At 75.6% G+C, this 13,226-nt stretch carries 12 protein-coding genes; 5 read left to right on the plus strand and 7 right to left on the minus strand.

What is annotated here, in order from left to right; genetic code table 11:
* The 3 genes from ACFW1A_RS30185 to ACFW1A_RS30195 all read left to right on the plus strand — a co-directional run.
* On the plus strand, positions 1-949 hold a 949-nt coding region (locus ACFW1A_RS30185), incomplete at its 5' end, for a PucR family transcriptional regulator (RefSeq protein WP_380414282.1).
* Positions 950-1,104: 155 nt separating this feature from the next.
* Entirely contained in the window at positions 1,105-2,589 is a 1,485-nt protein-coding gene (locus tag ACFW1A_RS30190) for an exo-alpha-sialidase (RefSeq protein ID WP_380414284.1), read from the plus strand.
* Between the two features lie 68 nt (positions 2,590-2,657).
* Entirely contained in the window at positions 2,658-4,229 is a 1,572-nt protein-coding gene (locus tag ACFW1A_RS30195) for an ABC transporter substrate-binding protein (protein WP_380414286.1), read from the plus strand.
* 7 nt (positions 4,230-4,236) lie between these two features.
* Here ACFW1A_RS30195 and ACFW1A_RS30200 read toward each other — a convergent pair whose 3' ends face one another.
* From ACFW1A_RS30200 to ACFW1A_RS30230, 7 genes are all read right to left on the minus strand, one after another.
* The gene (locus ACFW1A_RS30200) at positions 4,237-4,962 is read right to left on the minus strand and encodes a FadR/GntR family transcriptional regulator (RefSeq protein ID WP_380414303.1); all 726 of its coding nucleotides are present in this window, start codon (positions 4,960-4,962) and stop codon (positions 4,237-4,239) included.
* Between the two features lie 96 nt (positions 4,963-5,058).
* Positions 5,059-6,489, minus strand: coding sequence for a sialate:H+ symport family MFS transporter (locus tag ACFW1A_RS30205; protein ID WP_380414287.1), 1,431 nt, complete (start codon positions 6,487-6,489; stop codon positions 5,059-5,061).
* A 38-nt stretch (positions 6,490-6,527) separates the two neighbouring features.
* Positions 6,528-7,859 carry a cryptochrome/photolyase family protein gene (locus ACFW1A_RS30210; protein WP_380414289.1) on the minus strand — a complete coding sequence of 444 codons (1,332 nt, stop codon included), beginning with the start codon at positions 7,857-7,859 and terminating at the stop codon, positions 6,528-6,530.
* Positions 7,856-8,686: a DUF1295 domain-containing protein gene (locus tag ACFW1A_RS30215; protein WP_380414291.1), complete on the minus strand. Its 831-nt coding sequence runs from the start codon at positions 8,684-8,686 to the stop codon at positions 7,856-7,858. The genes ACFW1A_RS30210 and ACFW1A_RS30215 overlap by 4 nt, the downstream gene beginning before the upstream one ends.
* Positions 8,683-9,450, minus strand: coding sequence for a DUF1365 domain-containing protein (locus ACFW1A_RS30220; protein ID WP_380414293.1), 768 nt, complete (start codon positions 9,448-9,450; stop codon positions 8,683-8,685). The genes ACFW1A_RS30215 and ACFW1A_RS30220 overlap by 4 nt, the downstream gene beginning before the upstream one ends.
* 87 nt (positions 9,451-9,537) lie before the next feature.
* Positions 9,538-10,293 carry an anti-sigma factor domain-containing protein gene (locus tag ACFW1A_RS30225; RefSeq protein WP_380414295.1) on the minus strand — a complete coding sequence of 252 codons (756 nt, stop codon included), beginning with the start codon at positions 10,291-10,293 and terminating at the stop codon, positions 9,538-9,540.
* Positions 10,290-10,874, minus strand: coding sequence for a sigma-70 family RNA polymerase sigma factor (locus ACFW1A_RS30230; RefSeq protein ID WP_380414297.1), 585 nt, complete (start codon positions 10,872-10,874; stop codon positions 10,290-10,292). The genes ACFW1A_RS30225 and ACFW1A_RS30230 overlap by 4 nt, the downstream gene beginning before the upstream one ends.
* Positions 10,875-11,211: 337 nt before the next feature.
* Here ACFW1A_RS30230 and ACFW1A_RS30235 point away from each other — a divergent pair, with 337 nt between their 5' ends.
* Entirely contained in the window at positions 11,212-11,850 is a 639-nt protein-coding gene (locus ACFW1A_RS30235; protein ID WP_380414299.1) for a fasciclin domain-containing protein, read from the plus strand.
* A gap of 46 nt (positions 11,851-11,896) precedes the next feature.
* Positions 11,897-13,226: molybdopterin-dependent oxidoreductase (locus ACFW1A_RS30240; protein WP_380414301.1), on the plus strand; the 1,330-nt coding region annotated here is incomplete at its 3' end.

Below are 13,226 nucleotides of genomic sequence, written 5' to 3' on the forward strand. Positions count from 1 at the left end.
CCTCGGCGCCTACGTGTGCTCCACCCGCATCATGGCGGCGGCCGAGCCCGGCGACCTGCCGGACGTGCTGCGGGCCCAGCACCAGTTGCTCGGCTACCTGCGGCTGGTCAGCTGCGCGGTCGCCACCGGCTACGTCCGGGAGCGGCAGGCCGCGCTCGGCGAGGAGCAGGTGGCCCGGCAGGCGCTGCTCTCCCGGCTGCTGGAGGGCGGCAGCCCGCAGGCCGCGGCCGACCGGGCCGGCCTGCAGCTGCCGCCCTGCAACCTGGTGCTGAGCATCGCGGCCGGCCCGCACCCGGACGAGCTGCTGCCCGGGGTCAACCGGTCGGTCGCGGCACACCGCAAGGTCCGCCGACTGCGGCACGAACTCGAGCGGCAGAGCCGCGGGGTGACGCTCACCGCGCTCTCCGAGGACGGCGGGCTGGCCCTGCTCCCGTACGAGACCCCGGCGGGCGAGCTCGGGCCCGCGGACTGGGCCGGGCTCGCCCGGCTGGTCGGGCAGCTGGGCCGGATCTGCGGCGCCGAGCTGCTGGTGGCGGTGGCCGCCGCCGCGCCGGGCGCGGTCGCACCGGCGGCCCGGCAGGCCGGCGAGGTCCGCCAGGTCGCCCGGGCGGCCGGCCGCGGACCGGGCCTGTACCGGCTGGAGGACGTGCTGCTGGAGTACCAGTTGAGCCGGCCGAGCCCGGCCCGGGACGGCCTGGCCGCGCTGCTCGCACCGCTGGCCGGGCGCCCGGAGCTGCTGGAGACGCTGCGCGCGTTCCACACCGCCGGCTTCGACCGGCGCCAGGCCGCCACCCGGCTGCGGGTGCACCCGAACACGGTGGACTACCGGCTGCGCAAGGCGGCCTCGCTGACCGGCCTCGACCCGGCCCGCGGCGGCGACCTGCCGATGCTGCGGGCGGCGCTGGCCGCCCTCGACGCGACCGAGCGCGAGCAGCCGCGGACCGGCTGAGCGGCGCCGCGGCGCGCGAGAAAAGGTCCCCGCGGGGATTGACGGCCGTTTTCCGCGCCTTCTAGAGTCTGCGCCCAGACCCCAGGATGTCTGACGTCTCACGTCAGCTGACTTCCGGTCAGCCCTCCCCCACCTCCTCGCACCAGGAGACACCCGTGCCCAAGCACCTCCGCGCCCCCGCCGCGGCCGCCGCGCTCGCCCTCGCACTCGCCGCCCCGCTGGCCACCGCCCTGCCCGCCCACGCCGACTCCACCGGCATGTCCGCGCTGGTCAGCGAGGACTGCACGCACGGCCGGCTGCAGCTCGTGCTCGACAACCGGACCACCGCCTCGCAGACCTTCACCGTCAACTGGCCGGGCGTGGGCAGTTGGTCCCGCACCGTGGCCGCCGGCGGCAACACCCTGCTCTACTTCACCCGGGCCGACGGCACGGCGTACACCTTCACCACCACCACGCCGACCGGCTTCAGCAACACCCAGTCCGGCACCACGGGCTGCACCCTGGCCGCGGGCACGCCGCAGCTGGACAACACCACGATCCTCAGCACCAGCACCGTGATCCAGGGTCTGAACGGCGCGAGCGGCAGCTACAACGGCACCGTCGCCTCGGTCCGCATCCCGGCCATGGCGGTGACCGACACCGGCGCCGTGCTCGCGGTCGCCGACGCCCGGGTCAGCAGCAGCGGTGACCTGCCCAACAACATCCAGCTGGCACTGAGCCGCAGCACCGACAACGGCCGCACCTGGTCCGCCCCCGCGATCGTGGTGCACGCACCGACCACCAGCGAGGGCACCGGCGACGCCAGCCTGGTGGTCGACCGCTCGGCGGGCCTCAACGGCCGGGTCTACCTGTTCTACAACTACGGCCCGGCCGGCATCGGCTTCAACTCCCCCGCCTCCGGTTCCAACTCGGCCTCCGACACCGCCAGCCTGCACGTCCAGTACGTCACCAGCGACGACAACGGCGTCACCTGGAGCTCCCCGACCGACCTGAACCCGCAGGTCAAGGACGCCAGTTGGGGCTCGCTCTTCGCCTCCTCCGGACACGGGACCCAGCTGAGCAGCGGCCGCCTGGTGCAGCCGATCGTCTACCGGGACGCGGCCGGCGCCACGCACGCCGCCGACATCTACAGCGACGACCACGGCACGAGCTGGCACACCGGCGGCTCTGCCGGCAGCGGCGTCAACGAGAGCAAGGCGATCGAGCGCAGCACCGGCACCGTCAGCCAGGACATGCGCAGCAACTCCGGCGCCGCCCGCTGGCGGGCCGACTCCACCGACGGCGGCCGGACCTTCGCCGCCGCCTCGGCCACCGCCCTGGTCGACCCCGGCTGCAACGCGGACCAGGTCTCCTACCTGAAGCCCACCGACGTCGACCCGACCACCGGCGACCCGCAGCGCACCGCCACCGCGCTGTTCAGCAACAACCCCAGCACCAGTGCCCGCGCCAACCTGACCGTGCGGCTGAGCACCGACGACGGCGCGACCTGGCCGAACTCCGCGCTGCTGGTCCCCGGCACGGCCGGGTACTCGACCGAGGCGGTGCTCGGCGACGGCAGCGTCGGCGACCTGTACGAGGTCGGCAGCACCGGCGGCATCTTCTTCGACCGGTTCACCCTGGGCTGGATCCAGAATTCCTGACCCGACCTGCGGCGGGGCCGGCCCGCCCGGTCCCGCCGCGCCGCCCACCCCCACGGAAAGGAGCACGCGTGTCCCACCGCGACCGGCGCGGCTTCCTGCGCCTGGCCGCTGCCGTCCCGGCGGCCGCCGCCCTCACCGGCCCGCTCGCCGCCTGCACCGCACCGGCCGCGCCGAGCGCACTGCCCAGCGGCGCCAACCGGATCGACGCCGGCCTGTCCTACGGCCTGTCCAGCGGCTTCGACCCGATGAACGCCTCCGGGGTCACCCCGGTCGCCGCCAACGCGCACGTCTTCGAGGCCCTGGTGGACCTCGACCCGGCCGACCGCACGCCCTACCACGCACTGGCCCGGGCGATGCCGACCCGGGTGGACGCCCTCACCTACCGGGTCTCGCTGCGCGCCGGCGCCACCTTCCACGACGGCTCCCCGGTGACCGCCGACGACGTGGTGCACAGTTTCACCCGGGTGCTGGATCCGGCCGCCGGCGCCCTGACCGCGCAGTTCCTGCCGTTCCTGGACCGGGTCCGGGCGCTGGACGCCTACACCGTCGAGTTCCGCCTCGGGTACCCGTTCGACGACCTGTTCGCCGCCCGGCTGTCGGTGGTGAAGATCGTCCCGAGCCGCCTGGTGCAGGCCGACCCGAAGGGCTTCGACGCCGCCCCGGTGGGGTCGGGCCCGTTCCGCCTGCTGCCCCGGTCCGCCGACGACCGCCTGGAGTTCCGCCGCTGGGACGCCTACAACGGACCGCGCCCGGCCGGGGTGGCCGACCTGACCTGGTGGCTGCTGCCGGACGGCGAGGCCCGCCAACAGGCGCTGCGGACCGGGCGGGTGCTCGCCGTCGACGACGTGCCCTACCCCTCCGTCGCACATCTGGCGCAGCTCAGCGAGCTGCGGGCGGTGGAGTCCTTCGGCCACCTGTTCCTGATGTTCAACTGCGCGCGGAAGCCGTTCGACGACAAGCGGGTGCGCCAGGCGCTGCACCACGCACTGGACACCGACCGGATCATCGCCGCCGCGATGTTCGGCAACGGCTCCCCGGTCACCGGGTTCCTGCCGGTCAGTCACCCCGCCTACTACCAGGCCGCGACCGCCTACCCGCACGACCCGGCCAGGGCCCGCGCGCTGCTCGCCGCCGCCGGGGCGACCGACCTGTCACTGACCCTCACCAGCACCGACACCGGCTGGGTGACCGCCGTCGCGCCGCTGCTCCAGCAGGCCTGGGAGGCGGTGGGCGTGCGGACCGCCGTCGACGTCGGGCCGTCCGCCGACCAGTACCGCAAGGTCGACGCGGGCGACTTCCAGGTGATGGCCGCCCCCGGCGATCCGTCGGTCTTCGGCTCCGACCTGGACCTGCTGCTGCGCTGGTTCTACGTCGGGGCCTGGCCGACCCGCCGGTTCCGCTGGGCGGGCAGCGATCCGGACACCCGGCTGCGCGGCCTGCTCGACCGGGCCGCCCGGGCCTCGGACAACGCCGCCCGCCACCAGCTGTGGCACCAGGCGCTGGACCTGATCGCCGACGAAGTCCCGCTCTACCCGGTGGTGCACCGCAAGCTGGCCACCGCCTGGGACGGGCACCACCTGCTCAACTTCCGGCCGCTGCCGGTGTCGGGCCTGTCCTTCCTGGGCGTGGACGTGTTCTGAGCGGGCCTCAGCCCTGCGCGCCGCGGGCCCGGGCCGCGGCGATCCGGCGGCGGGCCGGGCGGTAGTGGGCCTGCACCGCGCGGTCGAAGGCGGCCGGGTCGGCGGCCCGGACGGCGGCGGCGATGTCCCGGTGGGCGGCCACCGTGTCGGCCTCGTCCTGCTTGCTGGAGACCTGCAGGTGCGGCGCGACGACGCCGTACACCTCCCAGCAGGCCGAGGAGAACTGGCTGACCAGGTCGTTGCCGAGCGGGTCGAGCAGCAGCGCGTGGAAGCTGCGGTCGACGGCCACGATGTCCTCGCCCCGGCCGAGCCGCTCCTCCATCTGGTCCACCAGCGCCTCCAGGGCGCTGAGGTGGTCGGCGTGCAGGGTGTCGATGATCCGCGGCCCCATGCCGCGCTCCATCAGCTCCCGCACGTCGAGGAGCTCTTCGAGCACCTTGAAGTCGTCCTCCGGGCTGAGCAGCCCGCGGAAGGTCAGCCCCTCCACCAGCGCCGACATGCTCAGCCGCCCGACGTAGGTGCCGTGGCCGTGCCGCACCTCGACGATGTCCAGGGCGTCCAGCGTCTTGACCGCCTCGCGCACGCTGGAGCGGCTGGCGCCGAGCGCCTCGCACAGTTCGAGCTCGGTGGGCAGCGGGTCGCCGGGGCGCAGCCGCTCGTCGATGATGTAGCGCTTGATCCGCTCGGCGACCTCGTGCCGGCGCAACGACCGGCCCCCGCTCGCCGCCGGCATCGACAGACTGCCCACCTCGTGTCCCTCTCCTCGGGTTCGGCCCAGCCTAGCAAGGGGAGCACTGACGTCGGACCTCTTCGGGTCGACCGGGACCGCTCAGGGCGCCAGGTGGTCCCGCACGGCCGTGGCGTCGAACCGGCGGTGCACCCGCCCCGGTACGTCGAGGCCGACCAGCAGGGCGACCAGCAGGCCCAGGGTGGAGGTCAGCAGCGCGAGCACCGGCCCCAGCGAGCGCCCCTCGGCCAGCCGGGCCCCGAGCACCGGCGCCACCGCGCCGCCGAGCGCCCCGACGTTGTAGACGAAGCCGAGTCCGGCCGCCCGGCTGCGGACCGGGAAGTGGCCGCCCAGGTAGCGCGGCAACAGGCCCGAGACGCCGAAGCCGGTGGCCTGCAGCAGGAAGAGCAGCACGCCGAGCAGCACCAGCCGGTCCCGCACGGCGAACACCGGGTACACCAGCGCGAGCGAGACCAGCAGGGTGCCGGCGTAGGCCCGGGTGGTGCCGAACCGGTCGGCGGTGAAGCCGGCCGCCACGCAGCCCGCCGCGGTGCCGAACCCGGCGTAGAACAGCACGTCGCGCACCTGGTCCGGGGTGTAGTGCAGGTCGGTCTTGAGGTAAGTGGGCAGCAGTGCCTGGATCGGCCAGCTGTACAGGAAGGCGGCGAAGACCGTGCCGATCAGGGCGAGCCGCAGGGCCCAGCCGGTGCGCCCGCCGAGCTGGACGGCGAAGGCGGCCAGCGCGGCCGCCGCGGCCGCCGCGAGCGCCCAGGCCGTCGCTCCGCCCACCGCGCCGGTGAACAGCAGCAGCAGGCTCGCCAGCGCCACCACCGCCAGCGCCGCGTTGGCCCCGGCCCGGCGGGGCGTGGCGAACAGCGGCCGGAACGGGCTCGGGCGCACCGCGGTCCCGGCGACCGCCTCCTCCCAGTCGGCGGCCTCCGGCAGCAGCCGGCGCATCACCAGCGCGACGGCGGCGGGCAGCGCCCCCAGGTAGAACATCCACCGCCAGCCGAGCGCGGGCACCACCCACAGGTAGGCCTGGGCGGCCAGCACGGTGCCCACCGAGTAGCCGGAGATCAGCAGCCCGCTGGCCCGGCCGCGCAGCCGGGGCGGCCAACTCTCCATCACGTACGTGGCGCTGGCGGTGTACTCGCCGGCCATGCCGAGGCCGACCACCAGCCGGGCGGCGAACAGCGAGAGGTAGCCGGCGGCGAAGCCGGCCCCGAGCGTGCCCGCCGAGAACAGCAGGATGCTGCAGGTCATCGCGGTCCGCCGGCCGTACCGGTCGCCCAGTCCGCCGAGCACCATGCCGCCCAGCCAGCGGGTGACGAACGCCGCCGACACCAGCGAGGCCGCCTGCACCGCACCGAGCCCGAACTCGGCCCGCACCTCGGTCAGCACCAGGGTGATCAGCACGAAGTCGAACCCGTCGAGCACGTAGCCCAGCCAGGCCGCCCCGAACGCCCGCCAGCGCGCCGCGCCCACCTGGCGGTACCAGGGGGCGGCGGGACGGGCGGGACCGGTGTGGTTCATGGGGCGGAGGATAACCGGCGGACGGCGCCGGGCCGCCGCTACCCGTCCAGCTCGCGGCCCTCGCGCAGGCGGCGCGCGGTCTGGTCCGGCGGGATGATCGGCGCCGGGTAGCCGGCCGGCGGGTCGGTCAGGCGCCAGGGCCGGTGCACCGCGCGGCCCGCGACGTGGCGCAGCTCGGGGACCCAGCGGCGCACGTAGGTGCCGGTGGGGTCGAACCGCTCGGCCTGGACCAGCGGGTTGAGCACCCGGTTGGGGCGGGTGTCGGTCCCGGTGCCCGCCACCCACTGCCAGTTCAGCTGGTTGTTGGCCACGTCCCCGTCGACCAGCAGCGAGAGGAAGTGGTCGGCCCCGATCCGCCAGTCCTGGTAGAGCGACTTGCAGAGGAAGGAGGCGGCGATCAGCCGGGCCCGGTTGTGCATCCAGCCCTCCTGCGCGAGCTGGCGCATCGCGGCGTCGACCACCGGGAAGCCGGTGCGGCCCTCCCGCCAGGCGGCGGCCTCCTGCTCGTCGTGGTGCCAGCGGTCCGCGCGGGAGCGGTAGTCGGACCGGGCCGCCTGCGGCCGGGCGTCCAGCACCTGGTGGTGGAAGTCCCGCCACGCGAGCTGCCGCACGAAGGCCTGCGCGCCCGGCGTGCCGCGCCGCAGCGCCCGGTCGACCAGTTCGGTGGCGGAGACGCAGCCGAAGTGCAGGTAGGGCGAGAGCCGGGAGGTGGCGTCGCCGGCCAGGTCGTCGTGGACCGCCTCGTACTGGTCGACGTCCCAGGCCCGCCACAGCTTGCGGGCGGTGCTCTCGCCGCCGGTCGGCAGCAGCGGGGAGGTCGGCCGGGCGCGGGGCACCTCGGTGCCCGGCACCCCCTCGGGCGTGTGCAGGACGCGGGGTGCGGGCAGCACCGGCCGGTGGCCGTGGTCGAGCCAGGCGCGCAGGTACGGGGTGAAGACGGCGTAGTGGTCCCGCCCGGCGGGGGTGACCGCCCCGGGCGGCAGCGCCGTGACCGACGCCCGGTGCAGCTGCAGCCGCTCGCCGAGCCGTTCGCGCAGCGCGGCCTCCCGGCGCCGGGCGAAGCCGCTGACCCCGGCGGCCAGGTGGACGCTCTGCGCGCCCGACTCCGCAACCAGGTCGGCCACCGTGGCGGCCACCGGGCCGCGGCGGACCACCAGCCGGGAGCCGACGGCGCGCAGCGAGGCGTCCAGGTCGGCCAGGCAGTCGCCGAGGAAGGCGAGCCGGTTCGGCGCGGCGAAGCCGGCCCGCTCGACGGCGGAGTCGAGCACGAAGACCGGCAGGACGGCGTCGGCCCCGGTGGCGGCGGCGTGCAGCACCGGGTTGTCGTGCAGGCGCAGGTCCTGGGTCAGCAGGGCGAGGGAGAGGCTCATGGGTCGTTCCGTGGTCGGTCGGTCGGGACGGGTCGCCGGCGCGGCGGCCGGGGCAGGAAGGAGCTGGTCCGGGCGGCGTACGCGGCCCACTCCGGCTTGTCGGCGGCGAGCTTGCGCTCCAGCAGCGGCCGGCCGCTGCCGAAGGCGAGCAGCCAGGTCATCAGCAGCGGCGCGGGCAGCACGGCCCAGCCGATCGGCTGGTCGGCGACCAGCAGGAACAGGGCCCACCAGACGCAGGCGTCGCCGAAGTAGTTGGGGTGGCGGGTGTAGCGCCACAGGCCCCGGTCCATCACCCGGCCGCGGTTGGCGGGGTCGGCCTTGAACCGGGCCAGCTGCGAGTCGCCCACCGCCTCGAACCCGATGCCGACCAGCCAGAGCACCACCGCGACCGCGGCGAGCGGGCCGAGCCGTTGCGGCAGGTACTGGGCCAGTTGCACGGGCAGCGAGACGAACCAGACCAGCGCCGCCTGCAGCAGGTAGACGGTGCGCAGCGCGTACCGGGTGCGCCGCTCGGGCGGCACCCGCGCCAGCATCCGGGCGTACCGCGGGTCCTCGGGCGCGCCGCGGGCCCGGGACCACAGGTGCCCGGCGAGCCGGATCCCCCAGACCGCGACCAGCGCGGTGGCCAGCGCGCGGCGCGCGGCGTCGCCGTGGCCCGCCGAGAGCGGGTAGCCGGTCAGCGCGACGGCGGCGAAGGCCAGGCCCCAGGCGACGTCCACGCCCCGGTGCCGACCGGTGCGGACCCCGACCGCGAAGGCGGCCAGCAGCACGGCCAGCACGACGCCGAGGGTGGCGGCCAGGTTGGCGGCGAAGGCGGCGGCGTTCACCGGGCGGGCTCCCGCGGCGAGCGGTCCGCCTGCTGCGGCGCGTGCTCCGGACGCGGCTGGACCGGCAGACCGCGCAGCCACAGCCGGATGCCCTGCAGCCGGATCCGCAGGCTCACCGCCCAGGTGGCGAGCGGGTAGCGGACCGACACCGCGAGCAGGCCGCGCACGGTGGCCGGCCGGCGGCGGCCGCGCACCGTGGCGGTGAAGCCGGTCCCCCCGCCCCGGTCCAGCCGCACCGTCAGCGCGAGCCGCTCGGCGGGCTCCGGCAGCGCCATCCGGTACTCCCCGTCGACCGGGAAGAACGGCGAGACGTAGAACTCCTTGGGCAGCACGGCCCGTCCGGCCGGATCGGGCGGCAGCAGGTACCGGTGCTGCTGGCCGTAGGTGTTGTGCACCTCGGCGACGGTGCAGAGCGGGCGGCCGGCCCGGTCGTGGCACCAGTACACGGTGAGCGGGTTGAAGACGTGGCCGAGCGAGCGGGCCTGAGCCAGCATCAGCACCCGCCCGCCGGCCAGGTGCACGCCCCGCTGCGCGAGGAACTCCACCAGCGCGGGGCGCGGGTCGGAGAACCGGGCCAGCGGGCGCAGCGGGGCGGGCAGCACCGGTGGCCGGTCGAGGTCGACCAGCCACAGGTAGCCGCGGTACTGGAAGGCGCGCCGGAACGGCTCGGTCCGCACGTGGGTGATCCGGCACTCGTAGAGTGCGGCTCCCCACGGCCCGGGCAGCGCACCGGTACCGGTGCCGCGGGTGTCGGTCAGGGCCACCGGGGCACCTCCTCTCCCTCGACCGGCGGTCGTCACCCTCCATTCGGAGCCGGTCCGGGAACGGATGGGGGGACCACCCGATCGGGGTCAGTGGAAGGCGAGCAGCATGATCGGGGCCGAGGTGGGGTGCAGCGAGCCGCCCGCGGGTTCGACGGTCATGCCGACGCCCACGGCCCCGTCCAGCGGGCCCTTGAGCAGCACGGCGCCGCTGGCGGCGGGCAGCAGTCCGGCGGGACGCATGGTGCCGGCGTCGTCGAACCAGAGCTGGTAGGCGCGGTCGGCGGGCAGCTGCGGCAGGCCGTTGGCCAGGAACCCGGCCTGGTCGCGGGCCGTGGACCAGACGACGGTGCCGACCGCGCCACCGGCCGCGACGGTGCTGGTGCGGGCGTCCGGCGCGGTCAGCAGGGTGCCGAAGGCCGCCTGCTGGGCCTGCAACTGCGCGGCCCGGGCCCGGGCCTGCTGGGCCTGGTCGTGCTGCTCCACCGCGACGGCGCCGAGTCCGGTGGCCAGCGCCAGGCAGGCGGCGAGCGCGAACCTGGGCCACTGGCGCACCAGCAGCGGGCGGCGCTGCCGGGACGCACCGGCGTCGGCGGCCTCGCCGGTCTCCGGGGCGAGCTGACGCACCGTCGGCAGCTGGGCCAGCACCCGCAGTTTGAGCGCGGGCGGCACCGCGACCGCCTCGGCGGCGCCGAGCCGGGCCAGCGTCTCGGCGAACTCGGCCACCTCCCGGCTGCACACCTCGCAGCGGGCCAGGTGCTGCTCGAACAGCCCGCGCTCCGGCTCGTCCAGGGCGTGCGCCGCGTAGGCGCCGGTCAGGCTGTGCAGGTCGGCGGTGCTGGTCACGAGGCCACCCCCAGGCAGTCGCGCAGGCGGATCAGGCCGTCCCGCATCCGGGTCTTGACGGTACCCAGCGGAGTCTGCAGCATGTCGGCGACCTCCCGGTAGGAGAAGCCGCGGAAGTAGGCCAGCAGCACTGCCTCGCGCTGCAGCTCGGTCAGCCCGCGCAGGCAGCGGCGCACCTGCTCGCGCTCCAGTCTGCCCTCGACCTGCTCGGCCACCTCGTCGAACGGCGCGACGTGCGACTGGGCCGCCACCCGCCGCTCCCGGTCGGTGGCCGCCTGGGCCGAGCGGACCCGGTCCACGGCCCGCCGGTGCGCCATGGTCAGCACCCAGGCCATCACCTCGCCGCGCTCCGGCCGGTAGCGGGCCGCGGTGCGCCACACCTCCAGCATCACCTCCTGGGCCACCTCCTCCGACTGCGCCGGATCGCGCAGCACCCGCCGCACCAGGCCGAGCACCGGTCCGGCCACGGCGTCGTAGAGCCGGCTGAAGGCGTCCTGGTCGCCGAAGGCCGTCCGCGAGACGAGTTCCTTGAGGTCGGGCCCGCGGAACTGCGGTCCGGGCAGGTGGACGACGCTGCTCACGCCGACACCTCCCGGTGCGGGAGGGACGACGGGCGGGTGGCTGGCATGGGGACCTCCGGGCCGGCGGTGCCTCGCGGCACCGCATGACTGTTCCTCGTGGTTCGGACCAGCCCGGCGACCGGATTGGTGGACCTTCGGAACAGCGTGCCGGAGCGGGCGGTGCTCCCGGCCCGCGCCGGTGGGGCGTGTCGCGTCGGAAATTCTCCGCGACCCGACCCATCCGCCCCCTCGCAGCCTCCGAATGACTGCTGCGAGCCGATCACCGCGGGCGGTGCAACCACCGCCCCGGTCCTCGTCCTTGACTTCCCTTCAGCACGCCTTCCCCCAGGAGTCGACCATGTCCGCCGCCACCCGCCGCACCTCCCTCGCCGCCCTGTTCGCCGCCGGTGCGCTGACCCTCGGCCTGACGGCCTGCGGCAGCAGTGGGAGCAGTCACACCAGCTCCACCGCGGCCACCCCGGCCCCCGCGAGCAGCGCGCCGGCCGCCGTGACACCGGCGGGCGACCAGCCGTTCGGCGCCGCTTGCTCGGCCGTCCCGAAGGACGGGGCCGGCAGCTTCGCCGGCATGGCCCAGGACCCGGTGGCCACCGCCGCGTCCAACAACCCGATGCTGTCCACGCTGGTCACCGCCGTGAAGGCGGCCGGCCTGGTGGACACCCTGAACTCGGCCCAGAACATCACCGTGTTCGCGCCCAGCAACGACGCCTTCAACAAGATCCCGAAGGACCAGCTGAACGCCGTCCTGGCCGACAAGGACAAGCTGACCAAGATCCTCACCTACCACGTGGTGCCCGGCCGCCTGGCGCCCACCGCACTGGCCGGCGAGCACAAGACGCTGGAGTCGAGCACCCTGTCGGTGACCGGCAGCGGCACGGACTTCACCGTCAACGGGAACGCCAAGGTGCTCTGCGGCAACGTGCAGACCGCCAACGCCACCGTCTACATCGTCGACACCGTGCTGATGCCGACCTCCTGATCCCGGCCGCGGCCCCCGACCCGTCCACCGATCGGAGCGAAGACCTGTGACTGCCGGCCGGACAACCGGTCCGACCCGCCCGCAGCGCCTGCTGCGGGCGGCGGGCGACGCCCTCACCGGGCTGGCCGCGGCCGCCGCTGCGGTGGGGGCCGGCGAGCTGGTGGCCGCCTTCACCGGCCCCGCCGGGGCGCCGGTCACCGCGGTCGGCTCGGCCGCGATCGACCTGGCCCCGACGCCGGTGAAGGAGTACGCGGTCCGCCACTTCGGCACCCAGGACAAGCCGATGCTGCTGCTGGGGATCTACCTCGTGATGGCCGCGCTGGCGGCCCTGGCCGGGCTGCTGGCCGCCCGGTGGCCGGTGGCGGGCGCCGCGGTGCTGCTGCTCTTCGGCGGGGTCGGGGTCTGGGCCGCCCTGTCGCGGACCACCGCCACCACCGCGGACGCGCTGCCGTCGGTGGCGGCGGGCCTGGTCGGCGCCACCGCACTGCTGCTGCTCGGCCGCCGGCGCCGGCGGGCCCGGCCGCCGGCCACCGGGGTGGCCGTCCCCGAGGGGCCCGGTCGGCGCGCCGTCCTGGTCGCGACCGGCGGGACGCTGGCGCTGGGCACCCTGGCCGCGTTCGGCGGCCGGATGCTCGCCGACCGCCGGTACGACGTCGGCGCCGCCCGCCGGGCGGTCCGCCTCCCGCCGCCCGCCGTGCCGGCTCCGGCGCTGCCGCCCGGCGTCACCCCGGGGGTGCCGGGCCTGTCCCGGTTCGTGACGGCGAACCAGGACTTCTACCGGGTCGACACCGCGCTCGCGCTGCCCCGGATCGACCCGCGCGACTGGTCGCTGCGGGTGCACGGGCTGGTCGACCACCCGCTGCTGATCGGCTTCGACGAGCTGCTGCGCCGACCGCTGACCGAGCTGGACCACACCCTCTCCTGCGTCTCCAACGAGGTCGGCGGCCCGTACGTGTCCACCACGCGCTGGCTCGGCGCCCCGCTGGCGGACCTGCTGCGGCAGGCCGGCGTCCGGGCGGGGGCGGACCAGCTGGTCGGCCGGTCCAAGGACGGGATGACCATCGGCACCCCGCTGGCCGCGGTGCTGGACGGGCGGACGGCACTGCTCGCGGTGGCGATGAACGGCGAACCGCTGCCGGTGGCGCACGGCTTCCCGTGCCGCTCCGTGGTGCCCGGGTTCTACGGCTACACCTCGGCCACCAAGTGGCTGGTGGACCTGGAGGTCACCACCTTCGCCGCCTACGACCCGTACTGGGTCGAGCGGGGCTGGGACCGGACCGGCGCGGTGAAGACGGCGTCCCGGATCGAGGTGCCGGCCCCGTTCGCCCGGGTGCCCGCCGGGACCGTGTCGGTCGCCGGCACCGCCTGGGCCACAC

Origin of the sequence: Kitasatospora sp. NPDC058965 (genome assembly GCF_042741245.1) — a bacterium.
GTDB lineage: Bacteria > Actinomycetota > Actinomycetes > Streptomycetales > Streptomycetaceae > Kitasatospora.